Here is a 25,658-nt window from a genome sequence, read left to right as displayed (position 1 = left end):
GGGTCAGAGCGGCAGGAAGACGTCGACCGCGATCGCCACGGACAGCAACGTCAGGTACGTGATCGAGCCGTGGAACACGGTCATCGCCCGCAGGCGCCCGCGCGCCGGGTCGTTCGCGCGGCGCAGCAGCGTCACGCACGACCACAGGAACCACGCACCCAGCGCGGTCGCCACGACCGCGTACACCCACGTCATGCCGGCCACCGGGACCAGCAGCAGCGTGCACGCGATCATCGCGAGGGTGTACGCGATCATCTCGCGCGCGACCTTCGCGTCCTTCGCCACCACCGGCAGCATCGGCACACCCGCCGCGGCGTAGTCCTTGCGGAACTTCATCGACAGCGGCCAGTAGTGCGGCGGCGTCCAGAAGAAGATCACGCCGAACAGGACCAGCGGAGTCCACGAGACGCCGCCCGTCACCGCCGACCAGCCGATGAGCACCGGCATGCAGCCCGCCGCGCCGCCCCACACGATGTTCTGCGGCGTGCGGCGCTTGAGGATCATCGTGTAGCCCACGACGTAGATGAGGATCGCGCCCGCCGTGAGCCACGCCGACGCCGGGTTCACCACGAGCCACAGCCACGTCAGCGACACCACGCCCAGCGTCAGGCCGAACAGCAGGGCCGCCCGCGGAGAGATCTCCCCCGTCGCCGTCGGCCGCCGCTTCGTGCGGTTCATCACCCGGTCGATGTCCCGGTCGATGTAGCAGTTCAGCACGTTCGCCGACCCCGCCGCCGCCGCGCCGCCCACGAGCGTCGCGAGCACCAGACCCAGGCTCGGGAAGCCCCCCTGCGCCAGGATCATCGTCGGCAGCGTCGTCACCAGCAGCAGCTCGATCACGCGCGGCTTCGTCAGCGCGACGTACGCCCCGACCGTCCGCCGCACCCGGGCCCACCGCGTCACCGGCACCGCCGCAGCACCCTCGCCGGGCGCCGCCGCCAGCCGCGGACGCGGGGTCGGCGCTGCCGACGCTCCGGCGTCGTCGACTGACAGAGGACTGCTGAGGCGCACGCGCTGCGGTTCCGTTCCTGGTCCGGCGGGGGGCTTGTCGCGTGGCCATGCTACGGCCTGGACACCCGTCCCGGGTGGTCGAGACCCCGCCGGGCGCGGCCCCACCGGTGTGAGATCGATCGCTGCGGCAACCGTCCGCCCGCGCCCGCCCGCCCGCTGCGCCGCCCGTGGTCACCGTGAACGTCCCACCCCCGCTGAGATATAGGCTCGACGCCGCAGGGACCGACGGTCGCCTCCCCCGTGACGCACCGCATCCCGCCGGCGCCCCGTCGCGGGTGGCCGACACAGAACGTCGAAGACGACACCCGGCCGCCGGTGCGGGTGGGAATGAGGTGCGGTGAACGCGAAGGCCCCCCTGGCGCAGACTGTCGGTTGGACCGACCTGGACCTGCGAGCCGTCGACACGGTCCGTGTCCTGGCCGCGGACGCGGTCGAGAAGGTCGGCAACGGCCACCCCGGCACCGCGATCAGCCTCGCGCCCGCCGCCTACCTGCTCTACCAGAACGTCCTGCGCCACGACCCGACCGACCCGCACTGGCTGGGCCGCGACCGCTTCGTGCTCTCCGCCGGGCACTCCGCCCTCACGCAGTACATCCAGCTCTACCTCGGCGGGTTCGGCCTCGAGATCGAGGACCTGCAGGCCCTGCGCACCTGGGGCTCCAAGACCCCCGGCCACCCCGAGTACCGGCACACCGCCGGCGTCGAGATCACCACCGGCCCCCTCGGCCAGGGCCTCGCCTCCGCCGTCGGCTTCGCCATGGCGCAGCGACGCGAGCGCAACCTGCTCGACCCCGACGCCGCCCCCGGCACCAGCCCGTTCGACCACTACACCTACGTGATCGCCTCCGACGGCGACCTGCAGGAGGGCGTCACCAGCGAGGCCTCCTCCATCGCCGGCACCCAGGAGCTCGGCAACCTCGTCGTCCTGTGGGACGACAACCACATCTCCATCGAGGGCGACACCCAGATCGCCTTCACCGAGGACGTGCTCAAGCGCTACGAGGCCTACGGCTGGCACGTGCAGTTCGTCGACTGGACGGCCGGCGGCGAGTACCGCGAGGACGTCGACGCGCTGCACGCCGCGATCGAGGCCGCCAAGGCCGTCACCGACAAGCCGTCCTTCATCGGCCTGCGCACCCTCATCGCCTGGCCCACCCCGAACAAGACCAACGACCACTCCTCGCACGGCTCCAAGCTGGGCACCGAGTCCGTCCGCGGGCTCAAGGAGCTCCTCGGGTTCGACCCCGAGGTCGCCTTCCCCGTCGAGCCCGAGGTCCTCGCGCACACCCGCGCGCTCGCGGACCGCGCCGCCGAGGCCCGCGCGCAGTGGCAGACGACGTTCGACGCGTGGCGCGAGGCGAACCCGGAGAACGCCGCGCTGCTGGACCGGCTCGTCGAGCGCCGCCTGCCCGAGGGCTGGGAGTCCGCCCTGCCGGTGTTCCCCGCGGGCAAGGCCGTCGCGACGCGCGCCGCGTCCGGCGAGGTCCTGTCGGCCATCGGCCCGGAGCTGCCCGAGCTGTGGGGCGGCTCGGCCGACCTCGCGGGCTCGAACAACACGACGATGAAGGGTGCGACGTCCTTCATCCCGGCCAAGCGCTCGACGCACGAGTTCGGCGGCGACGAGTTCGGCCGCACGCTGCACTTCGGCATCCGTGAGCACGGCATGGGCGCGATCCTGTCGGGCATCACGCTGCACGGTCTGACGCGCCCCTACGGCGGCACGTTCCTGCAGTTCGCCGACTACATGCGCGGCTCGGTCCGCCTCGCCGCGCTCATGGGTGCCCCCGCGGTCTACGTGTGGACGCACGACTCCATCGGCCTCGGCGAGGACGGCCCGACGCACCAGCCCGTCGAGCACCTCACGGCGCTGCGCGCCATCCCGGGCCTCGCGGTGGTCCGTCCCGCCGACGCCAACGAGACGGCGCAGGCGTGGAAGGCGATCCTCGAGCGCACCGACGGTCCCGTCGGCCTGATCCTCACGCGCCAGAACGTCCCGACGTTCCCGCGCGGCGAGGAGGGCTTCGCCGGGGCCGAGGGCGTCGCCCGCGGCGCGTACGTGCTGGTCGACGCGAGCAACGGCGCCCCCGAGGTGATCCTCGTCGGCACCGGTTCCGAGGTGCAGCTCGCCGTCGCGGCGCGCGAGACCCTCGAGGCCGCGGGTGTCCCGACGCGAGTCGTGTCCGCGCCGTCGCTCGAGTGGTTCGCCGAGCAGGACGAGGCGTACCGCGAGTCGGTGCTCCCCGCGGCCGTGCGTGCGCGCGTCTCGGTCGAGGCCGGCATCGCGCTGTCGTGGCACAAGATCGTCGGCGACGCGGGCCGCACCATCTCGCTCGAGCACTTCGGGGCGTCCGCCGCCTACGAGAAGCTCTACGAGGAGTTCGGCATCACGGCCGAGGCCGTCGTCGCCGCTGCGCACGAGTCGCTCGCCGCCGCCCGTGGGGACGCGGCACCGTCCGCGGCCGCCGCGGCACCGACGCAGAGCGGGACGGGCGACCTGCCGGCCTGAGCACGCGGGTCCGATCGGACGACCGGTCCCGCGCACCCGGGGCCGTGGAGTGGGGAGAAGGGGAAGCACGATGGCACCGAGCAGCACCCCGGTCGAGCGACTCACGGGGGCGGGGGTGGCGATCTGGCTCGACGACCTGTCGCGTGAGCGCCTGCGCACCGGCGACCTCGCCGGGCTCGTCGAGGACCTCGGCGTGGTCGGCGTGACGACCAACCCGACGATCTTCGCCTCCGCCCTCGCGAAGGGCGACGCCTACGACGAGCAGCTCCGTGCGCTCGCCGCGGCGGGCGCAGACGTCGACGAGGCGGTCTTCCGCATCACGACCGACGACGTGCGCGCGGCCGCCGACGTCCTGCGGCCGGTCTACGACCGGACCGACGGCGTCGACGGCCGCGTGTCGATCGAGGTCGACCCGCGGCTCGCCCGGGACACCGATGCGACGACCGCCTCCGCGAAGGCGCTCTGGTCGACGGTGGACCGGCCCAACGTGCTCATCAAGATCCCGGCGACGGTCGAGGGGCTGCCGGCGATCACGGCGGTCCTCGCGGAGGGGATCAGCGTCAACGTGACGCTGATCTTCTCCCTCGACCGCTACCGCGCCGTCCTGGACGCGTTCCTGGCCGGCCTGGAGCAGGCACGCGCGAACGGCCACGACCTCGCGCGCATCGCGTCGGTCGCGTCGTTCTTCGTGTCCCGCGTGGACGCGGCGGTCGACGCCCGGCTCGACGCGCTCGGCACTCCCGAGGCCGCCGCGCTGCGCGGCAGGGCGGCGATCGCGAACGCGCGGCTCGCGTACGGCGTCTACCAGGACGTCGTGGCGGGTGAGCGCTGGCAGGCCCTCGCCGCGGCCGGTGCGCACCCGCAGCGGCCGCTGTGGGCGTCGACCGGGGTCAAGGACCCCGCCTACCCCGACACGCTCTACGTCGACGAGCTCGTCGTCGCGGGCGTCGTCAACACCATGCCGGAGGCCACGCTGCGCGCGGTCGCGGACCACGGTGGCGACGGCACCGACACGGTGACGGGCACGCAGGACGAGGCGGGGGACGTCATCACGCGGCTCCGGGCGCTCGGCGTCGACCTCGACGAGGTGACGACGACGCTCGAGCAGGAGGGCGTGCAGAAGTTCGAGGCGAGCTGGGCGCAGCTGCTGGAGACGGTGCGCACGGGCCTGTCCGGGGCGTCCGCGCAGGTCGCGGCCGGTGAGGCCAGGTGAGCGCGAAGGTGGCCGAGGGGCAGAACCCGCTGCGCGACCCGCGCGACCGACGCCTGCCCCGCATCGCCGGCCCGTGCGGCCTGGTGATCTTCGGCGTGACGGGCGACCTCGCCCGCAAGAAGCTCATGCCGGCGGTGTACGACCTGACGAACCGCGGGCTGCTGCCGCCCGGGTTCGCGCTCACGGGCTTCGCCCGGCGCGACTGGGAGACGCAGGACTTCGCGCAGATCGTGCACGACTCGGTCAAGGAGCACGCCCGCACGCCGTTCCGCGAGGCGACATGGCGGCAGCTGTCCGAGGGCATCCGGTTCGTGCAGGGCACGTTCGACGACGACGACGCGTTCGACCGGCTGAGCGAGACCGTCGAGGAGCTCGACGTCTCCCGTGGCACGGGCGGCAACCACGCCTTCTACCTGTCGATCCCGCCGAGCTCGTTCCCGGTGGTGTGCAAGCAGCTCGCGCGCTCGGGGCTGTCGCAGCCCAAGGACGGCACGTGGCGCCGCGTCGTCATCGAGAAGCCGTTCGGCCACGACCTGGCGAGCGCCCGCGAGCTGCAGGACATCGTCTCGAGCGTGTTCCGTCCGGACGACATCTTCCGGATCGACCACTACCTGGGCAAGGAGACGGTGCAGAACCTGCTGGCGCTGCGCTTCGCGAACCAGCTGTTCGAGCCGATCTGGAACGCCAACTACGTCGACCACGTGCAGATCACGATGGCCGAGGACATCGGCATCGGCGGCCGTGCCGGGTACTACGACGGCATCGGTGCCGCACGCGACGTGATCCAGAACCACCTGCTCCAGCTCCTGGCGCTCACCGCGATGGAGGAGCCGGTCTCGTTCGACGCCGAGGGCCTGCGCGCGGAGAAGATCAAGGTCCTGTCCGCGGTGCGCAACCCGCGCGACATCGGCAAGCACACGGCCCGCGGCCAGTACACGGCGGGCTACCAGGGCGGCGAGAAGGTCGTCGGCTACGCCGAGGAGGAGGGGTTCAACCCGGACTCCACGACCGAGACGTTCGCGGCGATCCGCGTCGACATCGACACCCGCCGCTGGGCGGGAGTGCCCTTCTACCTGCGCACCGGCAAGCGCCTGGGCCGCCGCGTCACCGAGATCGCGGTCGTGTTCAAGCGGGCGCCGCACCTGCCGTTCGAGTCGACGGCCACGTCCGAGCTCGGCAACAACGCGCTCGTGATCCGTGTGCAGCCCGACGAGGGCGTGACGCTGCGCTTCGGCGCGAAGGTTCCGGGCACCGCTATGGAGGTCCGCGACGTCACGATGGACTTCGGCTACGGCCACGCCTTCACGGAGTCCTCCCCCGAGGCGTACGAGCGGCTCATCCTCGACGTCCTGCTCGGCGACCCGCCGCTGTTCCCGCAGCACCAGGAGGTTGAGCTGTCCTGGAAGATCCTCGACCCGATCATCGAGCACTGGGCGTCGAAGGGCGGCAAGCCCGACGAGTACCGCGCGGGCACGTGGGGGCCGGCCTCGGCCGACGAGATGATGGCGCGTGACGGACGCGTGTGGAGGCGACCGTGATCATCAACCTGCCGGACACGACGACGCGCGACATCAACAAGCGCCTGCTCAAGGAGCGCGACGAGGGCGGTGCGGTCGCCCTCGGCCGCGTCCTCACGCTGCTCATCGACGCGGGCACGCACGACCCCGAGGACGCGATCGCGGCTGCGAACGACGCGAGCCGGGAGCACCCGTGCCGCGTGATCGTGCTCGCGAAGGACACGCACGAGCGCACGTCGACGCTCGACGCGCAGATCCGCCTGGGCGGTGACGCGGGCGCGAGCGAGGTCATCGTCCTGCGCCCGTCGGGCGCGATCGACCGGCACCTCGACACGCTCGTCATGCCGCTGCTGCTGCCCGACGCGCCCATCGTGACGTGGTGGCCGCACGAGATCCCGGACGTGCCCTCGGAGCACCCGCTGGGCCGCATGGCGCAGCGCCGCATCACCGACACGTCCCAGTGCGCGAAGCCGGCGGCCGAGCTGCGCAAGCTGTCGCAGGCCTATGCCGAGGGCGACACCGACCTCGCGTGGACCCGCGCGACGCTGTGGCGCGGCCTGATCGCGGCGACGCTCGACCAGCCGCCGTTCGAGCCGGTCCGCAAGGCGGTCGTCACCGGGGAGAGCACCCACCCGTCGGTCGACCTCATGGCGGCCTGGCTCGCGGAGTCCCTGCGCTGCCCGGTCGAGATCGAGCGGCTCGCGGACGCCCCCGCGATCACGCAGGTACGGCTCGAGCGTGCGTCGGGCGACATCGTCCTCGATCGTCCGGACGGCAAGACCGCCGCCCTGCGTCAGCCGGACCAGCCGGAGCACCGCATCGCGCTGCCCATCCGTCAGCTGCGCGAGTGCCTGGCCGAGGAGCTGCGCCGGCTCGACCCCGACGAGGTCTACGGCGAGGTCCTGCAGAAGGGCCTCGCGAGGATCAGCGCGTGAGCCGGCGCGACGTCGTGGTCCACCCGGACGCGACCGTCCTCGCCGACGCGGTCGCGGCGCGGCTGCTCACGCGGCTGCTCGACCTGCAGTCGCACCGCTCTCCCGTCCACGTCGTCCTCACCGGCGGCACCGTCGGCATCGCGTCCCTGGCCGCCGTGGCCCGAAGCCCGCTGCGCGACGCCGTCGACTGGACCGGCGTGCACCTGTGGTGGGGCGACGAGCGCTTCCTGCCGGACGGGCACGCGGCCCGCAACGAGACGCAGGCCCGCGAGGCGCTGCTCGACGGGCTCGACGCCCTGCCGGCGGCGAACGTGCACCCGATCCCCGCGCTGTCGCAGGACGTCCCCACCCCGGAGGCCGCCGCCGCCGCGTACGCGCGCACGCTGGCGTCGTTCGCCCCGCCCGGGCTGCTGGCGCCCCGGTTCGACGTGGCGCTGTTCGGGATGGGCCCCGACGGCCACGTGGCGTCGCTGTTCCCCGGCCACGACACCGTGCACGTCACCGGCGTCGCGACGGTCGCGGTGCACGACTCCCCCAAGCCGCCGCCGCTGCGGGTCTCGCTGACGTTCGACGTGGTGCGCGCCTCTCGTGAGGTGTGGGTCGTCGCCGCGGGCGCGGAGAAGGCCGCGGCGGTCGCGTCGGCGCTCTCCGGTGCGCCGGTGGCCGAGACCCCCGCTGCGGGCGCCCTGGGCACGGAGCGGACGCTCTGGCTGGTGGACGCCGCGGCGACCACCGAGGCCGCCCCCGGGGCGGCGGGGGACGCCCCGACGAGCGTCGAGGGTGCTGGCGCGGTGGAGGGCTGGTCGGCCGTCGACGCGTGGTTCGAGCAGCTGGCCCCGCAGGACGTGGCCCTGGTCGACGCGGCGCGCAGCGCCCGTGAGGCGGACCTGCCCGACATCGCCGTCTCACCGCTCCAGGGCAAGTTCCTGCACCTCCTCGCGCAGGCGGTCGGGGCGCGGCGCGTGCTCGAGCTGGGCACGCTCGGTGGGTACAGCACCCTGTGGCTCGCGCGAGCGTTGCCTCCCGACGGCACGGTCGCCACGCTCGAGGTGTCGCCCGAGCACGCGCGGGTCGCGCGCGAGACGTTCGTCCGCGCGGGCGTCGACGATCAGGTCGAGGTGCTCGTGGGCCCGGCCGCGCAGACGCTCGACCGCCTGGCCGCGGACGGCATCGAGCCGTTCGACCTCGTGTTCGTGGACGCGGACAAGCAGACGCTCGCGCAGTACCTCGACCAGGTCGCAGGACTGGTCCGGCCCGGCGCGCTGGTGGTCGTCGACAACGTCGTGCGCGGCGGTGCGGTCGTGGACGCGCAGCACCCGGACGACCGCGTGCAGGGCGTGCGCCGGTTCGTCGAGCGGGTGGTCGAGGACCCCCGCTGGGACGCGACCGCGCTGCAGACGGTCGGTTCCAAGGGGTACGACGGGTTCGCGCTCGTCCGGCGCACGACCGCCTGACGCCCGGGACGAACGACGAAGGGCCCCTGCCGAGGTCGGCAGGGGCCCTTCGTGCGTGTCGTGTCAGCGGCTGCCGCGGCGTGCGCGCAGCGCGGCGAGCGCCTCGTCGAGGATCGCGGCGCCGTCCTCGTCGGACCGCCGCTCCTTCACGTACGCGAGGTGCGTCTTGTAGGGCTCGTTCTTGGAGGGGGACGGAGGGTTCTCCTGGTCCTGACCGGCCGGGAAGCCGCAGCGCGGGCAGTCCCACGTCACGGGCGCCTCCTCGGCGGCCTCCTCCGCGAAGCTGGGGCGCGTCTCGTGCCCGTTCGCGCACCAGTAGGAGATCCAGATGCGGGGGGCGGCGTCGCCGCGCTCCGCCTCGCCCATGGGGCCGGCTCCGACTCGCGACCCCCTGATCGCGCTCCCGCTCGCCATCGTTTCCTCCTCAGCTCGCGGCTTCGATGAGCCCGAGCAGCACGATCACCACGGTCCAGAACAGCGCGACGCCGATGGTGATGCGGTTGAGGTTGCGCTCCGCCACGCCCGAGCTCCCTGCGCTGCTGGAGATGCCGCCGCCGAACATGTCCGACAGCCCTCCGCCCTTGCCCTTGTGCAGGAGCACCAGCGGGACGAGAAGGAGGCTGGACAGGACCAGCAGCACCTGGAGGGTGATGCGCAGGGCGTTCACGGCGGGAGTCGTTCCTCACTGGACGGGTGCGTCAGCCGGCCGGGTGGCGGCGACGCTGCGGTGGACCGCGGTACAGGTTAGGCGACGACCGGCGGGAAAAGCCACCACCGCCCACAGCCGTGGGTCCCGCGCGGCGGACGTGCCCGCACGGGACCCACGGCCCGGTGCACCGAGGTCAGAGACCGACCTCGTGCGCCTGGAAGCGCGCGATCTTGGCGAACTCCTCGGGGTCGAGGCTCGCGCCGCCGACGAGCGCGCCGTCGACGTCGGGCTTCGCCATGATCGAGGCCACGTTCGACGACTTCACGGAGCCGCCGTACAGCACGCGCACGGCGTCGGCCGTCTCGGCGTCGTACAGCTCCGCGAGGCGCCCGCGGATCGCCGCGGACATCTCCTGGGCGTCCTCCGGCGTGGCCGTCTCGCCCGTGCCGATCGCCCAGACGGGCTCGTAGGCGACGACGAGGGTACGCACCTGCTCGGCGGTGAGGCCCTGCAGGGCGGCGTCGAGCTGCGCGAGCGTGTGCGCGACGTGCTCGCCCGCCTTGCGGGTCTCGAGGAGCTCGCCGATGCACAGGATCGGCACGAGGCCGGCCTTGAACGCCGAGTGGACCTTCGCGTTGATCAGCTCGTCGGACTCGGCGTGGTACTCGCGCCGCTCCGAGTGGCCGACGAGCGCGTAGGTCACGCCGAGCTTGGCGAGGAACAGCGGCGAGATCTCGCCCGTGTACGCACCGGACTCGTGCGCCGACAGGTCCTGCGCGCCGTAGACGATCTCGAGCTTGTCGGCGTCCACGAGCGTCTGCACGCTGCGCAGGTCCGTGAACGGCGGGATCACGGCGACCTCGACGGCCGCGTAGTCGTGCTTCGCGTCCTTGAGGGTCCACGCGAGCTTCTGCAGCGTGTGCGTGGCCTGGTGGTGGTCCAGGTTCATCTTCCAGTTGCCCGCCATGAGCGGGGTGCGCTGGGCCATCAGTCCTCCAGGACAGCGATGCCGGGGAGGGTCTTGCCCTCGAGGAACTCCAGGCTGGCGCCGCCACCCGTGGAGATGTGGCCGAAGCCGGCCTCGTCGAAGCCGAGCGTGCGCACGGCCGCGGCCGAGTCACCGCCGCCGACGATGGTGAACGCGCCGTTGGTGCCCGCGTCGACGAGCGCCTGCGCGACGGCACGGGTGCCGCCGGCGAACGCCTCGAACTCGAACACGCCGGCCGGGCCGTTCCAGACGACCGTCTTGGCGTCGACGATCTTGGAGGCGAAGAGCTGCTCCGACTCGGGGCCGATGTCGAGGCCGATCTTGCCGTCCGGGATCGCGTCCGCGGCGACGACGGAGGACGGCGAGTCCGCCTTGAACTCGTCGGCGACGCGGATGTCGACGGGCAGCACGATCTCGACGCCGGACTCCTCGGCCTGCGCGAGGTAGCCCTTGACGGTCTCGATCTGGTCGGCCTCGAGCAGCGAGTTGCCGACGGAGTAGCCCTTGGCCGCGAGGAACGTGAACAGCATGCCGCCGCCGATGACGAGGCGGTCCGCCTTCGTCAGCAGGTTGGAGATCACGCCGAGCTTGTCGGAGACCTTCGAGCCGCCGAGGACGACGACGTAGGGCCGCTCGGGGCTGTCGGTGGCCTTGCGCAGCGACTCGACCTCGTTGAGGACGAGCTTGCCGACCGCGTGCGGGAGCTTGAGCGCCACGTCGTAGACGGACGCCTGCTTGCGGTGCACGACGCCGAAGCCGTCGGACACGTACACGTCGGCGAGGGCCGCGAGGTCGTCGGCGAGCGACGCGCGCTCCTCCTCGACCTTGGACGTCTCACGGGCGTCGAAGCGGATGTTCTCGAGCAGCGCGACCTGGCCGTCCTCGAGCGCGGCGACGGTCTCCTTGGCGGACTCGCCGACGGTGTCCTTCGCGAGGGCGACGGGCTGGCCGAGCAGCTCGCCGAGGCGCGCGGCGACGGGCGCGAGCGAGTACTTGTCCTCCGGGGCGCCCTTGGGGCGGCCGAGGTGCGCGGTGACGATCACGCGGGCGCCGGCGCCGAGGAGCGCCTGCAGCGTCGGGAGGGCGGCGCGCACGCGGCCGTCGTCGGTGATCGTCGTGCCGTCGAGCGGCACGTTGAAGTCGGAGCGGACGAGCACGCGCTTGCCGCGCAGGTCGCCGAGGTCCTCGATGGTCTTCATGGTCTCCTACCTTGCAGAACCGGCCGGCTCACGTCGGTCCGGGGGCCGAGAGGTGCTGACACGACAGCGTCCGCGTGCGCCGGGGCCGGTGGCCGGGGCGCACGCGGACGCATGACGTGTGCTACGCGGGGATCGTCAGAGACGCTCGCCGACGTACTGCGTGAGGGCGACGAGCGAGTTGGAGTAGCCCCACTCGTTGTCGTACCAGGCGATGATCTTGACCTGGTCGCCGATCACCTTGGTGAGCTTCGAGTCGAAGATGCTCTGGTGCGGGTTCGTGACGATGTCGCTCGAGACGATCTCGTCCTCGACGTACTCCAGGACGCCCTTGAGCGGGCCCTCGGCGGCGGCCTTGACCGCGGCGTTGACCTCGTCGACCGTGACCTCGCGCGAGGCGGTGAACGTCAGGTCCGTGGCCGAGCCGGTGATCGTCGGCACGCGCAGCGCGAAGCCGTCGAGCTTGCCCTTGAGCTCGGGGAGCACCAGGGCGACGGCCTTGGCCGCACCGGTCGAGGTGGGGACGATGTTCTGCGCGGCGGCGCGGGCACGGCGGAGGTCGCGGTGCGGGCCGTCCTGCAGGTTCTGGTCACCCGTGTAGGCGTGGATCGTCGTCATGAGGCCGCGCTCGATGCCGATGGCGTCGTTGAGGGCCTTGGCGACGGGCGCGAGGCAGTTCGTGGTGCAGGACGCGTTGGAGATGATGTGCTGCGTCGCCGCGTCGTAGTCGGTGTGGTTCACGCCGACGACGAAGGTGCCGTCCTCGTTCTTCGCCGGGGCGGAGATGATGACCTTCTTGGCGCCGGCGTCGATGTGCGCCTTGGCCTTGGTCGCGTCCGTGAAGAAGCCCGTGGACTCGATGACGATGTCCGCGCCGAGCTCGGCCCAGGGCAGGTCGGCCGGGTTGCGCTCCGCGAGGGCCCGGATCTTCTTGCCGCCGACGATGATGTTCTCGTCGTCGAAGTCCACGCTCAGCGGGAAACGGCCGAGGACCGTGTCGTACTTGAGCAGGTGCGCGAGCGTCTTGTTGTCGGTGAGGTCGTTGACGCCGACGATCTCGATGTCCGCGCCCGACGCGATGATGGCCCGGTAGAAGTTGCGACCGATACGACCGAAGCCGTTGATGCCGACCTTGATGGTCACTTGCCCTCCTCGGCAGCGCCGACGAGGTCGGCGCACACAATGGGTGTTGGGGTCTACGCACGCCGATGTGCGTCCCGCTCGCCCTCGACCGACTCATGCGCAGCACGTGACGGTCGTGTGACGATCGGATGACGCAACCCTATACCCGTGACGGAGGCCACGCGGGCCGGAGGTCCCAGGGTGGACACCCGTCCGGATGCGTACCGGTGAGTACCCCCAGGTCAGGTCAGAGGTCCAGCAGATCGGGGCTGAGACCCGCCTCCGTGTCGGGGATCCCGAGCTCCGCGGCGCGCTTGTCCGCCGTCGCCAGGAGGCGCCGGATGCGGCCCGCGACCGCGTCCTTGGTGAGCGCCGGCTCGGCGAGCTTGCCCAGCTCCTCGAGCGACGCCTCCTTGTGCGCGAGCCGCAGCTCCCCCGCCTCGCGCAGGTGCTCCGGCAGCTCGTCGCCCAGGATCTCGAACGCCCGCTCCACGCGTGCGCCCGCAGCCACGGCCGCACGTGCCGACCGGCGCAGGTTCGCGTCGTCGAAGTTCGCCAGACGGTTCGCGGTCCCCCGCACCTCGCGCCGGACCCGGCGCTCCTCCCACACGAGCATGGTCTCGTGCGCGCCCAGCCGCGCCAGCATCGCGGAGATCGCGTCGCCGTCGCGGATCACGACACGGTCGACGCCCCGCACCTCGCGCGCCTTCGCCGCGACGTTGAGCCGCCGCGCAGCCCCCACCAGCGCGAGCGCCGCCTCCGGGCCCGGGCAGGTCACCTCCAGCGCGGACGAGCGGCCCGGCTCCGTGAGCGAGCCGTGCGCGAGGAACGCCCCGCGCCACGCCGCCTCCGCCTCCGCGACCCCCGCCGAGACGACCTGCGGCGGCAGACCCCGCACGGGCCGGCCCCGGTTGTCGAGCAGACCCGTCTGCCGGGCGAGCGACTCGCCGTCCTTCACGACCCGGACCACGTACCGGCTGCCGCGGCGCAGACCGCCGCCCGAGACGACGATGATGTCGCTCTCGTGCCCGTACACCTCCGAGATCGCCTGCCGCAGCCGTCGCGCGGCGATGCCCGTGTCGAGCTCGGCCTCGATGACGATCCGCCCCGAGATGATGTGCAGCCCTCCGGCGAACCGCAACGTCGCCGACACCTCGGCCTTGCGGACGGACGTGCGATCCACCTTCAGACGCGCGAGCTCGTCCTTGACCTGTGCCGTCAACGCCATGGCGTCATCCTGCCATCCGGGACACCCGTCCGGGTCCGGTCCGCCGACCACGTGAGACGAGCTCAGCGCACCCGGTCCGCGCGCGTGCCGACGTCGCCCAGGAACCCCTCGACCACGTCCCGGAAGGCCGCAGCCAGCCGCAACGGGTCGTGCAGCGGCGTGCCGTCACCACGACCGACCTGCCGCAGCAGGAGCCGCGCCCCCGTCCGCTCGCACGCCTCGCCCAGCATCCCCACGTCGTCCACCGCCCCCGGGTCCGCCACCACGGCGTCGACCCGCAGCTCCGGGGCGTGGTCCAGCAGGGCGTCCAGGTACTGCTCCGCCCGCATCCCCGCCGTCTCCCCCGACTCCGGCGAGAGGTTGAGCGTGAGGATCGTCCGCGCGGGCGTCCGGTGCAGCGCGTCCCGCAGCCCCGGCACCAGCAGGTGCGGCATCACCGACGTGTACCAGGACCCCGGACCCAGGACGACCCAGTCCGCCGACAGCACCGCCTCCACCGCCTCCGGGCACGCCGGCGGGTCCGCCGGCTCCAGACGCAGGTGCTCGATCCGCCCCCGCGTCGTCGCGACCTGCACCTGACCGCTGACGTGCTCCGGCGACCCGTCCGCGTGCACGACGTCCGCCTCGATCCGCAGCGGCACCGCCGCCATCGGGAGCACCCGCCCGCGCGCACCCAGCAGCCGCCCGACCCAGTCCAGACCCTCCACGGTGTCGCCCAGCAGCTCCCACAGCGCCACGATCAGGAGGTTGCCCACCGCGTGCCGGTCGAGCGCCCCGTCGGACGCGAACCGGTGCTGCAGCACGTCCCGCCACGTCCGGCCCCAGTCCGAGTCGTCGCACAGCGCCGCCAGCGCCATCCGCAGGTCCCCGGGCGGCAGGACGCCCAGCTCCTCGCGGAGCCGACCCGACGACCCGCCGTCGTCCGCGACCGTGACCACCGCCGTGATGCGGTCCGTCATCAGCCGCAACGCCGACAGCGTCGCCGACAGCCCGTGACCACCGCCGAGGGCCACCACCGCCGGGCCCGACCCGCGCACGGCACGCTGCGAGGGTGGCGCGGTCATTCCTTGCCGAGGTCCCGCGCCGACACCGCCACCTGGTGCCCCCGGTCGCGCAGCCGCCCCGCGATCGCCTCGCTGATCGCCACCGACCGGTGCTTGCCGCCCGTGCAGCCCACCGCGATCGTCACGTACCGCTTCTCCTCGCCCAGGTACCCGGACAGCACCGGCTCGAGCGCGTCCACGTACCGCTCGACGAACGTCACCGCACCCGGCAGCCCCAGCACGTAGTCCCGCACCGGCGCGTCCCGACCCGTCAGGTGACGCAGCTCCGTCACCCAGTACGGGTTCGACAGGAACCGCACGTCCACCACGTGGTCCGCGTCCAGCGGCAACCCGTACTTGAACCCGAACGACATCACCTGCACCCGCAGGACGTCCGCCGACGCGCCCGCGACCACCGTGCGGACCTCGCGCGCCAGGTCGTGCACGTTGAGCTCGGAGGTGTCGATGACGGTGTCGGCGCGCTCGCGGAGGTCGCCCAGGACGGCGCGCTCGGCCGCGATCCCGTCGAGGATCCGGCCGTCGCCCTGCAGCGGGTGCGGGCGACGGACCTGCTCGAACCGCCGGACGAGCACCTCGTCGGACGCGTCGAGGAACAGGATCCGGTAGTCGATGCCCGCGTCACGCAGACCGTCGAGCACCTGAACGACGTCCGCGAAGAACTCGCGGCCGCGCACGTCGACGACCGCCGCGAGGCGCTGTGCGCGCTCCCCCGCGGGACCGCTGGTGAGGATCCCGACGAGGTGCGTGAGCATCTGGGCGGGCAGGTTGTCCACGACGTACCAGTCGAGGTCCTCGAGCACCGCCGCGGCGCGCGTGCGCCCGGCCCCGGACATCCCGGTGATGATGAGCAACTGCGGGGCGGTGCGACGCGGGCCCTCGGCCGCGGCCTCGAGCGCCGGGATGCCGGCAGGGACGGTGATCGGCGACGGCTCGTCGGTCATGCCCTCAGCATGCCAGCCCGGACGTCGTCGCCGCCGGTCGGGAGCTCGGGCGCGCCGCTGGTCGCCGCGGGTTCACCCGCAGGCCCGTCGGCCGTCGACGGCTCGGCCACCTGCGCAGACGCGGCCCCCGACCCATCAGGACCGCCGCTCAGCGCCGCGACGACGGCCGCCGCCGTGCGGTCCCCCATCCCCTGCACGCTCGCGATCTCCGCGACCGACGCCGCGCGCAGGCGCTTGACGCTGCCGAAGTGGCGCAGCAGCGCCGCGCGCCGTGCGGGACCGAGGCCGGGGACGTCGTCGAGCACCGACGCGGTCATCCCCTTGCTGCGCCGGCGGCGGTGCGCGCTGATCGCGAACCGGTGCGCCTCGTCGCGCAGGCGCTGCAGGAGGTACAGGCCCTCCGAGCTCCGCTGCAGGATGACCGGGTAGTCCTCGCCCGGCAGCCACACCTCCTCGAGGCGCTTCGCGAGGCCGCACAGGGCGACGTCGTCGATGCCGAGCTCGGCGAGGGCCGCGGCGGCCGCCGCGACCTGCGGCTGTCCGCCGTCGACGACGACGAGGTTCGGCGGGTAGGCGAAGCGCTGCGGCTTGCCGGTGGTCTCGTCGACCGGCCCCGACCGGCGCGGTGCGTCCTCGTCGTCGTCGCCCAGGCCCAGCTCGACGTCGCCCGCGGCCGAGCGTTCTGCGAGGTACCGCCGGAACCGGCGCGTGATGACCTCGTGCATCGCCGCCGTGTCGTCCCGCGCCCCCTCCCCGTCCGTGCCGCGCAGGTTGAACAGGCGGTACTCGCCCTTGCGCGCGAGCCCGTCCTCGAAGACGACCATCGACGCGGACTGGAACGTGCCCTGGTTGTGCGAGACGTCGTAGCACTCGATCCGCAGCGGAGCGGACGGCAGGTCGAGGGCCTCCTGGATCTCGCGCAGCGCCTGGCTGCGGGTCGTGAGGTCCCCCGCCCGCCGGGTGCGGTGCAGCAGCAGCGCGTGCTCCGCGTTGCGGTGCACCGTGGCCGCGAGCTCGCGCTTGTCTCCGCGCTGCGGCACACGGACCTGGACGCGCGCGCCGCGCATGCCGGCGAGCCAGTCCTGGACCTGCTCGACGTCGGGCGGCAGCACCGGGACGAGCACCTCGCGCGGGACGGACGCCGTTCCCGCGTCGACGTCGGTGCCGTAGACCTGCTGGAGCAGGTGCTCCACGAGCTCGGCGTCGGTGACGTCCTCGACCTTCTCGACGACCCAGCCGCGCTGGCCGCGGATCCGCCCGTCGCGGACGTGGAACACCTGCACCGCGGCCTCGAGGTCGTCGCCGGCGAGGGCGAAGATGTCGGCGTCCGTGCCGTCCTTGAGCACGACGGCGTTCTTCTCGGTCGCCTTCTCGAGCGTCGCGATGTCGTCCCGCAGCCGAGCGGCCTGCTCGTAGTCGAGCTCCGCCGCCGCCTCCTTCATCCGGGCCGTCAGCCGGCGCGTGAACCGCGCGGTGTCACCTGCCATGAAGTCGCAGAAGTCCTGCGCGAGCGCGTGGTGGTCGTCCGGCGAGATGCGTCCCACGCACGGGGCGGAGCACTTGTCGATGTAGCCGAGCAGGCACGGACGCCCCTGCTGGTGCGCGCGCTTGAAGACGCCCGCCGAGCACGTCCGCACGGGGAAGACGCGCAGCAGCAGGTCGACGGTCTCGCGGATCGCCCACGCGTGGGCGTAGGGGCCGAAGTAGCGCGTCCCCTTGCGCTTCGCGCCGCGCATGACCTGGACGCGGGGGAACTCGTCGGACATCGTCACGGCGAGGTACGGGTACGACTTGTCGTCCCGGTACTTCACGTTGAACCGCGGGTCGAACTCCTTGATCCACGTGTACTCGAGCGCCAGCGCCGCGACCTCGGTCGGGACGACGGTCCACTCCACGGACGCCGCCGTGGTGACCATCTGCTGCGTGCGGGGGTGCAGGTTGTGCACGTCCTGGAAGTAGCTCGACAGGCGCGGGCGCAGGCTCTTGGCCTTGCCGACGTAGATGACGCGGCCGTGCTCGTCACGGAATCGGTAGACGCCGGGCGACTCCGGGATCTCCCCCGGCGCGGGGCGGTACGTGGCGGGATCGGCCATGCCCACGAGCCTAGGCGTTGCTTCCGACAGCTTCGGGCCCGCCGATTGTCCTCCGGGTGCGTCCAGGCATCCGGGTGCGGAGAGATCCTCTGGTGCGTCCAGGCTTCCCTGCGGAGTGGTGCGGCGGAGGGATGAGGCGAGTTGCACGGCGGTGGTGGGCGACTGATAGGCAATGGCCTGTTATCATCTGCACCCATGCAGGCAGCCTGGGCGATCGAGCGCCACCTCGCAACCCTCGCCGCGTCCGGGGCGTCCGCGTCCCTGCTGCGGCAGCGTCGCTGGGCGCTGCGCCAGGCCCTGACGGGGGCCGCACTCGCGCGGCTGCACGGCCCCTCCCCCACCCCGGAGCAGGTCGCCGGCACCGACCCGGCAGCGCTCGCCCGCTCCGTGGACGACGTGCCCACCGCCGAGCTCGCGTCGCCCGAGTTCGTCGCGTGGTACCTGCCGTGGGCGGCGGGCGGGGCGCTCGCCCGCCCCGAGCGGCCCGACGGCGCCCGATCGGCGGCGTCGGCCCGCGCTCGCGCCGCCGCCCTGCGCGCGCTCGCGTCCGACGCCTCGCTCCCCGCTCCCCCGCACACGCACACGGCGCCCGCGCTGCGGCCCGTCATCCCGCGCCGGGCCGTCGAGGACCTGCTGCGGGCGCTCACGGACACGCCCGCGCCTCCGGTCCCGACGCGCACGCGCCTGCTCGCCGTGCTCGCCGTCATGGCGGCCGACCCCGCCGGGCCGACCGCTCTCGTCGGGATGCGGGTCGAGGACGCCTCTGCCGACGGTCGCACGCTGCGTGCCCCGACCGACGGGCGCGAGCTCCTCCTGCCGCCCGGATCGGCCGCGGCGGTCCGGGACTGGCTCACCGTCCGGGCCGAGCTGGTCGCCGGGCTCACCGGCGGCACGGTGCACGCGATGTGGGTGTCCGCGCACGGCCTGCGCGACGCCGACGGCACGGCCCGCCCGCCCGGGCTGCCGCTGCAGACCCGCGGGATGGAGCGCGCGTACACCCGGGGGATGCGCGCGCTGCGCCGCCACCTGTCGGCACGGCCCGAGCTCGTCCCCCACTCCCTGCGCCCGGAGCTCGTCGAGGTCGGGGCGGTCCCGGTCCTCGAGCTTCCCCCGTCGCTCGAGCTGCTGCGGCGGTCGCTGCTGGCCGCGGGGCGCGGTCCGGTCTCCGAGGTCACCGGGGTCGCCGCCGGCGCGACGCGGGTCGACGGGCTTCGGACCACCCCGACGGGCACGGCCCCGGACCCGCGCTGACGACGGCCGTCAGCGACCTGGCGCGCCCCGCCCGACCCGGAGCGTCGCCCGGACGGACCGCCCCGGCACGAGGGGCGGAAGCCCTGCGCGGCGGGCGCGGCGAGGACCCGGCGAGCGTCGGCGACGCGGGCTACGGTGACCGCATGGGGCCCTTGCACACGTACTCGATCGGCGTCACCTGGACGGGAGCCGGTGCCGTCGGCACCGCGAGCTACACCTCGTACAGTCGCGACCACGACGTGCAGATCGGGTCGAAGCCTGCGCTGCCGGGCTCGTCCGACCCGGCGTTCCGCGGCGACCCGGCCCGGTACTCGCCCGAGGAGCTGTTCGTCGCGTCGATCGCCCAGTGCCACATGCTGTGGTTCCTGCACCTCGCCTCGGCGGCGGGCGTGGTGGTCGTCGCCTACACCGACGAGGCGAGCGGGACCATGCGCGTCGAGGCGGCCGGGCACGGCCAGTTCACCGAGGTCGTGCTGCGGCCGCGAGTCGTCGTCGCGCGCGGCCACCACCTTCCCGACGGGTCGCCCGTCACCGACGCCGTGCTGGCGGGGCTGCACCACGCGACGCGCGAGCACTGCTTCATCGCACGGTCGGTGAACTTCCCCGTCCGCCACGAGCCCGCGACCGTGCGTTTCGCCGCGCCGCGGGCCGCCGTCGCCTCGGCCGCCGGCGGCGCGCACGCCGACACGCTCGCACCGCCGGCCGGCTGAGCCCGTCGAGGCGCACGCGGTCCGACGCGCCCGCCCGGGACGGCTCCGCCCGCCGTCCGACGCACCGCCTCTCGGCGGGCGCCCACGGCAGTCGTGGCCGCGCCTGCTCCGTGAGCCTGCTCCGTGAGCGTGGTCCGTGAGCCTGCTCGGTACCCGTGCTCTGCGTGCCTGCTCCGTGCGGCCGCTCCGTGCGCAGGCACGCGTTCGGCCGGTCAGGCCGACGCGCGCTCGCGCTCCAGCTCCACCTCGGCGTCGAGCACCTCGGCGAGGAACCGTCCGGTGTGCGACGCCTCCACACCCGCGACGTGCTCGGGGGTGCCCTGCGCCACGACCATGCCGCCGCCGCTGCCACCCTCGGGTCCCATGTCGACGACCCAGTCGGCGTTCTTGATGACGTCGAGGTTGTGCTCGATCACGATGACGCTGTTGCCCTTGTCGACCAGCGACTGCAGGACGCCGAGCAGCTTGCGGATGTCCTCGAAGTGCAGACCCGTCGTCGGCTCGTCGAGCACGTAGATCGTGCGGCCCGTCGAGCGCCGCTGGAGCTCGGCGGCGAGCTTCACGCGCTGCGCCTCACCACCGGACAGCGTCGGCGCCGGCTGGCCGAGGCGCACGTACCCGAGACCGACGTCGACGAGCGTGCGCAGGTGCCGCGAGATCGCGGGCACCGCGGCGAAGAACTCCGCGGCCTCCTCGATGGGCATCGCGAGCACGTCTGCGACCGTCTTGCCCTTGAAGTGCACCTCGAGCGTCTCGCGGTTGTACCGCGCGCCGTGGCAGACCTCGCACGGCACATAGACGTCGGGCAGGAAGTTCATCTCGATCTTCAGGGTGCCGTCGCCCGAGCACGCCTCGCAGCGGCCGCCCTTGACGTTGAACGAGAAGCGACCCGGGGTGTAGCCCCGCACCTTCGCCTCGGTCGTCTCGGCGAAGAGCCGGCGCACGTGGTCCCACACCCCGGTGTACGTCGCCGGGTTGGAGCGCGGTGTGCGGCCGATGGGGCCCTGGTCGACGTGGACGACCTTGTCGAGGTGCTCCAGGCCCGTGACGCGCTTGTGCCGTCCGGCCACCTGCCGCGCACCGTTCAGCTCGTTGGCGAGCACCGTGTAGAGGATGGAGTTGACGAGCGTGGACTTGCCGGAGCCGGAGACGCCGGTGACGGCGGTGAGCGTCCCGAGGGGGAACGACACGTCGATCCCCCGCAGGTTGTGCTCGCGCGCGCCCACGACCGTGAGCTGCTTGTTCCGGTCGACGGGCCGGCGCTGCGGCGGCATCGGGATGGCGCGGCGCCCGGAGAGGTACGCGCCCGTGACCGACTCGGCCGACGACAGCAGCCCGTCCAGGTCCCCCGAGTGCACGACACGACCGCCGTGCTCCCCGGCGCCGGGGCCGATGTCGACGATCCAGTCGGCCGTGCGGATCGTGTCCTCGTCGTGCTCGACGACGATGAGGGTGTTGCCGAGGTCGCGCAGGCGCGTGAGCGTGTCGATCAGCCGTCGGTTGTCCCGCTGGTGCAGGCCGATGCTCGGCTCGTCGAGCACGTACAGCACGCCGACCAGGCCCGAGCCGATCTGCGTCGCGAGCCGGATCCGCTGCGCCTCCCCGCCCGACAGCGTGCCGGCGGGACGCATGAGCGACAGGTAGTCGAGTCCGACGTCGAGCAGGAAGCCGAGGCGCGCCTGGATCTCCTTGAGCACCTGGGCGGCGATCGCGCGCTCCCGCTCGCCGAGGTCGAGCTCGTCGAGGAACGCGCGTGCCTCCCGGATGGGCAGCTCGCAGACCTGCGCGATCGACTTGCCGCCGACCCGCACCGCCAGGACCTCGGGCTTGAGGCGCGCGCCGCGGCAGACCGGGCACGGCACCTCGCGCATGAAGGCCTCGTACTTCTCCTTGCTCCAGTCCGACTCCGTCTCGGAGTGCCGGCGCTCGAGGAAGGTGACGACGCCCTCGAAACCCGTCGAGTACGTCCGCTCCCGGCCCCACCGGTTCTTGTACCGGACCTTGACCTCGTGGTTCTGCCCGTACAGGACGGCGTCCTTCGCGCGCTGCGGCAGCGCACGCCACGGCACGCTCGTCGAGAAGCCCATGTCCTGCGCGAGCGCACCGAGCACACGCGCGAAGTACTCGCTGGAGATCTGCGACCAGGGGGCGATCGCACCGTCGTCAAGCGAGAGGTCCTCGTCGGGGACGATGAGCTCGGGGTCGACCTCGAGGCGTGAGCCGATGCCGGTGCACTCGGGGCACGCGCCGTAGGGGGCGTTGAACGAGAACGTCCGCGGCTCGATCTCGTCGAGCGTCAGCACGTGGTCGTTGGGGCATGCGCGGTTCTCGGAGAACCGGCGCTCGCGCCCCGGGTCGTCGGCGTCGGCGTCGACGAGCTCGACGACGAGCAGGCCGCCCGCCAGACCCAGCGCCGTCTCCACCGAGTCCGTGAGGCGGCGCTGCACGCCCTCGCGCGAGACGAGGCGGTCGACGACGACCTCGATGTCGTGCTTGAGCTTCTTCTCGAGCGTCGGCGGCTCGGTGAGCTGCACGACCTCGCCGTCGACGCGCGCGCGGGCGAAGCCCTTGCCCTGCAGCTCCTTGAACAGGTCCGCGTACTCGCCCTTGCGACCGCGCACGACCGGCGCCAGCACCTGGTACCGCGTCCCCTCGGGGAGCTCGAGGAGACGGTCGACGATCTGCTGGGGGGTCTGCGCGGTGACGCGCTCGCCGCACTCCGGGCAGTACTGCGTGCCGGCGCGCGCGAACAGCAGGCGCAGGTAGTCGTAGACCTCGGTGATCGTGCCGACCGTCGAGCGCGGGTTGCGGTTGGTCGACTTCTGGTCGATCGAGACCGCCGGGGACAGCCCTTCGATGAAGTCCACGTCGGGCTTGTCCATCTGCCCGAGGAACTGTCGCGCGTACGCCGACAACGACTCGACGTAGCGCCGCTGGCCCTCCGCGAAGATGGTGTCGAAGGCCAGTGACGACTTGCCCGAGCCCGACAGACCGGTGAAGACGATGAGCCTGTCGCGCGGGAGGTCGAGGTCGACGTTGCGGAGGTTGTGCTCGCGGGCGCCCTGCACTACCAGTCGGTCGTTCACGCCGGGAAGTCTACGTGGCGCCTCTGACAGTCGCACACGTGTTCGACGTCGGCGAACGCCGGTCGGCGTGCCGTGAGGCGCCCCCGCCCGCATGCTGAGGACCCATGAGCTCCCCCCTCGACCACGCCCCGGGACCCGACGACGCCGCCCCCGTCGCCGAGTACGCCGCCCTCGGAGACGGGCGCTCCGTCGCCCTGGTCTCGCGGTTCGGGTCCCTCGACTGGCTGTGCCTGCCCTCGTTCGACAGCGCGGCGTGCTTCGCCCGCCTCCTCGGGACGTCCGACCACGGACGGTGGCTGCTGACGGTCGCCGACGCGACCGAGATCACACGGCGCTACCTCGAGGACTCGTTCGTCCTGGAGACGACCTACACGACGCCGACCGGGACGGCCGTCGTCGTCGACGCCATGCCGATGGCCGACGGACGCGCCGACGTCGTCCGGCGCGTGGAGTGCACCCGGGGGTACGTCGAGGTCCGCCACGAGTGGGTCGTGCGGTTCGGGTACGGCTCCATCGAGCCGTGGGTGCACCGCGTGACCGACGACGACGGGCTGCCGGCGATCCGGGCCGTCGCCGGTCCGGACGCCCTGCTGCTGCGCGGGGACCGGCTGCCGACGCACACGGACCACCGCCACCGCGACGCGTTCCGCCTGGACGCCGGCGACGCCGTCGACCTGTCGCTGACGTGGACGCACTCGTGGGAGCCGCTGCCCCCACGGCTCACGGTCCCCGACCGGCTCGACCGCACCCGTGTCGTCTGGGGCCTGTGGGCACGGTCCGCGTCCTACCGGGGCTCGTACCGCGACGCGGTCGTGCGCTCGCTCCTGGTGCTGCGGCTGCTCACGGACATCGAGACGGGCGGCATCGTCGCGGCCGCCACGACGTCGCTGCCGGAGGACTTCGGCGGCGAGCGGAACTGGGACTACCGCTACTGCTGGCTGCGGGACGCGGCGATGACGCTCGAGGCCCTGCTGGAGCACGGGTACCGGGACGAGGCGACGCAGTGGCGGGACTGGCTGCTGCGCGCCGTCGCCGGCGACCCCGCGGACCTGCAGATCATGTACCGCGTCGACGGCGGCCGGGACCTGCCCGAGCGCGAGCTCGACCACCTCCCCGGGTACGCGGGCTCGCGTCCCGTGCGCGTCGGCAACGCCGCCGTCGGGCAGGTGCAGAACGACGTCCTGGGCGAGGTCATGTGCGCGCTCGAGCTCGCGCGCGAGTGCGGCCTGACGGAGAGCGACGACTCGTGGTCGCTGCAGCGCCACCTCGTCGAGGAGCTCCTGACGCACTGGCGGCAGCCGGACCGCGGCATCTGGGAGGTGCGCGGCGAGCCGCAGCACTTCGTGCACTCGAAGGTCATGGCGTGGGCTGCGGTCGACCGGGCCGTGCGCGGCGTCGAGCGGCACGGGTTGGAGGGGCCGGTGGAGCGCTGGAGGGCGGCCCGCGACGAGATCCACGCGGACGTCCTCGCGCACGGCTGGGACCCCGACCGCGGGACCTTCGTGCAGGCGTACGGTGCGCAGCACACCGACGCGGCGCTCCTCCAGCTGCTCCAGGTCGGGTTCCTCCCGCCCGACGACCCGAGGCTGCGCGCGACCGTGGAGGCCGTGCGTGCGGAGCTCGAGATCGCCCCCGGCCTGCTGCGGCGCTACCCGACGTCCCGCACCGACGACGGTCTGCACGGCGGCGAGCACGCCTTCCTCGCGTGCTCGTTCTGGCTCGCGGACGCGCTCGCGCGCCTGGATGACGTCGACGGGTCGACGGCACTGCTCGACCGGCTGACCGCGCTCGCGAACGACGTCGGGCTGCTCGCCGAGCAGTACGACCCCGCCGGCGACCGGATGGCCGGCAACGTCCCGCAGGCCCTCTCGCACCTGGCGCTCGTGCGGGCCGTGCACAGCCACGACTTCGCGCTCGAGCGGACGGGACGCCCGCGCGCCGACGCGGGACGATGAGCGCATGTACACGGGCGACGTGACGCGGGGCGGCCCCGCGGACGTGCGGGTCCTCGACGAGGTCGAGATCCGCAAGGTCAGCGTCGGGCCCATGGACAACGCCGCCTACCTCCTCACCTGCCGCCGCGAGCAGGCCCAGCTCCTCGTCGACGCCGCGGACGAGCCCGACCGCCTGCTCGCGCTCGTGCGCGAGGGCACGGGCTCGGCGCGGCTCGACGTCGTCGTGACGACGCACCAGCACGCCGACCACCACCGCGCGCTCGCGTCCGTCGTCGCGGTCACGGGTGCGACGACCGCGGCCGGGGCCGCCGACGCGGCGGCGATCACGGCGGCGACGGGTGTCCCCGTCCGGCGGCCGCTGCACGACGGCGACGTGCTGGCGGTCGGGCACGCGGTGCTCGAGGTCGTGGCGCTGCGGGGGCACACCGAGGGGTCGGTCGCGCTGCTCTACCGCGAGCCCGAGCGCGTGCAGGCGCCCGACGCGGTCGCCGGGCGCGCGCACCTGTTCACCGGCGACTCGCTGTTCCCGGGTGGCGTCGGCGCGACGGGTGGCGACGCCGGCCGGTTCGCCCGGCTCCTGGAGGACGTGGAGCGCCGCGTCTTCGACCGGCTCGGCGACGAGACGTGGGTGTACCCGGGCCACGGTGCCGACACGACGCTCGGCGCGGAGCGCCCGCACCTCGCCGAGTGGCGCGCCCGCGGCTGGTGACGCGACCGTCCGGGACGGCACGCCGCGGCG

The 25,658-nt window shown here is 73.2% G+C and carries 20 protein-coding genes; 9 read left to right on the top strand and 11 right to left on the bottom strand.

The features are described from left to right. Positions 1 to 3: 3 nt before the first annotated feature. A complete protein-coding gene (locus CELF_RS09475) occupies positions 4 to 1,011 on the bottom strand; it encodes a heme o synthase (protein WP_083835710.1) in 1,008 nt (335 codons plus the stop codon). Between the two features lie 337 nt (positions 1,012 to 1,348). On the opposite strand from CELF_RS09475, the gene tkt reads away from it, so the two are divergent. The 5 genes from tkt to pgl all read left to right on the top strand — a co-directional run bounded on the left by tkt (position 1,349) and on the right by pgl (position 8,636). After that, positions 1,349 to 3,517 carry a transketolase gene (tkt, locus tag CELF_RS09470; RefSeq protein WP_013771029.1) on the top strand — a complete coding sequence of 723 codons (2,169 nt, stop codon included), beginning with the start codon at positions 1,349 to 1,351 and terminating at the stop codon, positions 3,515 to 3,517. Positions 3,518 to 3,587: 70 nt separating this feature from the next. Next, the gene (gene tal / locus CELF_RS09465; RefSeq protein ID WP_013771028.1) at positions 3,588 to 4,730 is read left to right on the top strand and encodes a transaldolase; all 1,143 of its coding nucleotides are present in this window, start codon (positions 3,588 to 3,590) and stop codon (positions 4,728 to 4,730) included. Then, positions 4,727 to 6,268 (top strand): glucose-6-phosphate dehydrogenase, encoded by a 1,542-nt coding sequence (zwf, locus tag CELF_RS09460; protein ID WP_013771027.1) that lies wholly within the window; start codon positions 4,727 to 4,729, stop codon positions 6,266 to 6,268. Before tal ends, zwf begins: the two co-directional genes overlap by 4 nt. Next, positions 6,265 to 7,182 (top strand): glucose-6-phosphate dehydrogenase assembly protein OpcA, encoded by a 918-nt coding sequence (locus tag CELF_RS09455; protein WP_013771026.1) that lies wholly within the window; start codon positions 6,265 to 6,267, stop codon positions 7,180 to 7,182. The genes zwf and CELF_RS09455 overlap by 4 nt, the downstream gene beginning before the upstream one ends. Then, positions 7,179 to 8,636 carry a 6-phosphogluconolactonase gene (pgl, locus tag CELF_RS21445; protein WP_013771025.1) on the top strand — a complete coding sequence of 486 codons (1,458 nt, stop codon included), beginning with the start codon at positions 7,179 to 7,181 and terminating at the stop codon, positions 8,634 to 8,636. Before CELF_RS09455 ends, pgl begins: the two co-directional genes overlap by 4 nt. A gap of 63 nt (positions 8,637 to 8,699) precedes the next feature. Here the strand turns inward: pgl and CELF_RS09445 are convergent, their stop codons facing one another. From CELF_RS09445 to uvrC, 9 genes are all read right to left on the bottom strand, one after another. Then, a complete protein-coding gene (locus CELF_RS09445) occupies positions 8,700 to 9,050 on the bottom strand; it encodes an RNA polymerase-binding protein RbpA (protein WP_013771024.1) in 351 nt (116 codons plus the stop codon). A 10-nt stretch (positions 9,051 to 9,060) separates the two neighbouring features. After that, the gene (gene secG / locus CELF_RS09440) at positions 9,061 to 9,303 is read right to left on the bottom strand and encodes a preprotein translocase subunit SecG (protein WP_013771023.1); all 243 of its coding nucleotides are present in this window, start codon (positions 9,301 to 9,303) and stop codon (positions 9,061 to 9,063) included. 175 nt (positions 9,304 to 9,478) lie between these two features. Beyond that, a complete protein-coding gene (gene tpiA / locus CELF_RS09435) occupies positions 9,479 to 10,273 on the bottom strand; it encodes a triose-phosphate isomerase (RefSeq protein ID WP_013771022.1) in 795 nt (264 codons plus the stop codon). Further along, positions 10,273 to 11,472 carry a phosphoglycerate kinase gene (locus CELF_RS09430; protein WP_013771021.1) on the bottom strand — a complete coding sequence of 400 codons (1,200 nt, stop codon included), beginning with the start codon at positions 11,470 to 11,472 and terminating at the stop codon, positions 10,273 to 10,275. The genes tpiA and CELF_RS09430 overlap by 1 nt, the downstream gene beginning before the upstream one ends. Before the next feature lie 135 nt (positions 11,473 to 11,607). Beyond that, the gene (gap, locus tag CELF_RS09425; protein ID WP_013771020.1) at positions 11,608 to 12,612 is read right to left on the bottom strand and encodes a type I glyceraldehyde-3-phosphate dehydrogenase; all 1,005 of its coding nucleotides are present in this window, start codon (positions 12,610 to 12,612) and stop codon (positions 11,608 to 11,610) included. Between the two features lie 226 nt (positions 12,613 to 12,838). After that, positions 12,839 to 13,819, bottom strand: coding sequence for a DNA-binding protein WhiA (whiA, locus tag CELF_RS09420; protein WP_013771019.1), 981 nt, complete (start codon positions 13,817 to 13,819; stop codon positions 12,839 to 12,841). Positions 13,820 to 13,881: 62 nt separating this feature from the next. Continuing rightward, entirely contained in the window at positions 13,882 to 14,883 is a 1,002-nt protein-coding gene (locus tag CELF_RS09415; protein ID WP_013771018.1) for a gluconeogenesis factor YvcK family protein, read from the bottom strand. Next, entirely contained in the window at positions 14,880 to 15,824 is a 945-nt protein-coding gene (rapZ, locus tag CELF_RS09410) for an RNase adapter RapZ (protein ID WP_013771017.1), read from the bottom strand. Before rapZ ends, CELF_RS09415 begins: the two co-directional genes overlap by 4 nt. After that, positions 15,821 to 17,917, bottom strand: coding sequence for an excinuclease ABC subunit UvrC (uvrC, locus tag CELF_RS09405; RefSeq protein ID WP_013771016.1), 2,097 nt, complete (start codon positions 17,915 to 17,917; stop codon positions 15,821 to 15,823). Before uvrC ends, rapZ begins: the two co-directional genes overlap by 4 nt. 195 nt (positions 17,918 to 18,112) lie before the next feature. On the opposite strand from uvrC, the gene CELF_RS09400 reads away from it, so the two are divergent. Then, positions 18,113 to 19,168, top strand: a complete 1,056-nt coding sequence (locus CELF_RS09400; protein WP_013771015.1) for a hypothetical protein — start codon at positions 18,113 to 18,115, stop codon at positions 19,166 to 19,168. 143 nt (positions 19,169 to 19,311) lie between these two features. Further along, positions 19,312 to 19,878: an OsmC family protein gene (locus tag CELF_RS09395; RefSeq protein WP_013771014.1), complete on the top strand. Its 567-nt coding sequence runs from the start codon at positions 19,312 to 19,314 to the stop codon at positions 19,876 to 19,878. Between the two features lie 212 nt (positions 19,879 to 20,090). Here CELF_RS09395 and uvrA read toward each other — a convergent pair whose 3' ends face one another. Further along, positions 20,091 to 22,964: an excinuclease ABC subunit UvrA gene (gene uvrA, locus CELF_RS09390; RefSeq protein WP_041553418.1), complete on the bottom strand. Its 2,874-nt coding sequence runs from the start codon at positions 22,962 to 22,964 to the stop codon at positions 20,091 to 20,093. A 104-nt stretch (positions 22,965 to 23,068) separates the two neighbouring features. On the opposite strand from uvrA, the gene CELF_RS09385 reads away from it, so the two are divergent. Both CELF_RS09385 and CELF_RS09380 read left to right on the top strand, forming a co-directional pair. Then, on the top strand, positions 23,069 to 24,919 hold the full coding sequence (locus CELF_RS09385; RefSeq protein WP_013771012.1) for a glycoside hydrolase family 15 protein: 1,851 nt from the start codon (positions 23,069 to 23,071) through the stop codon (positions 24,917 to 24,919). A 4-nt stretch (positions 24,920 to 24,923) separates the two neighbouring features. Then, entirely contained in the window at positions 24,924 to 25,628 is a 705-nt protein-coding gene (locus tag CELF_RS09380) for an MBL fold metallo-hydrolase (protein WP_013771011.1), read from the top strand. Positions 25,629 to 25,658: the final 30 nt, after the last annotated feature.

The organism is Cellulomonas fimi ATCC 484 (genome assembly GCF_000212695.1).
Lineage (GTDB): Bacteria > Actinomycetota > Actinomycetes > Actinomycetales > Cellulomonadaceae > Cellulomonas > Cellulomonas fimi.
This window is presented reverse-complemented; position numbering and strand designations above follow the sequence as displayed.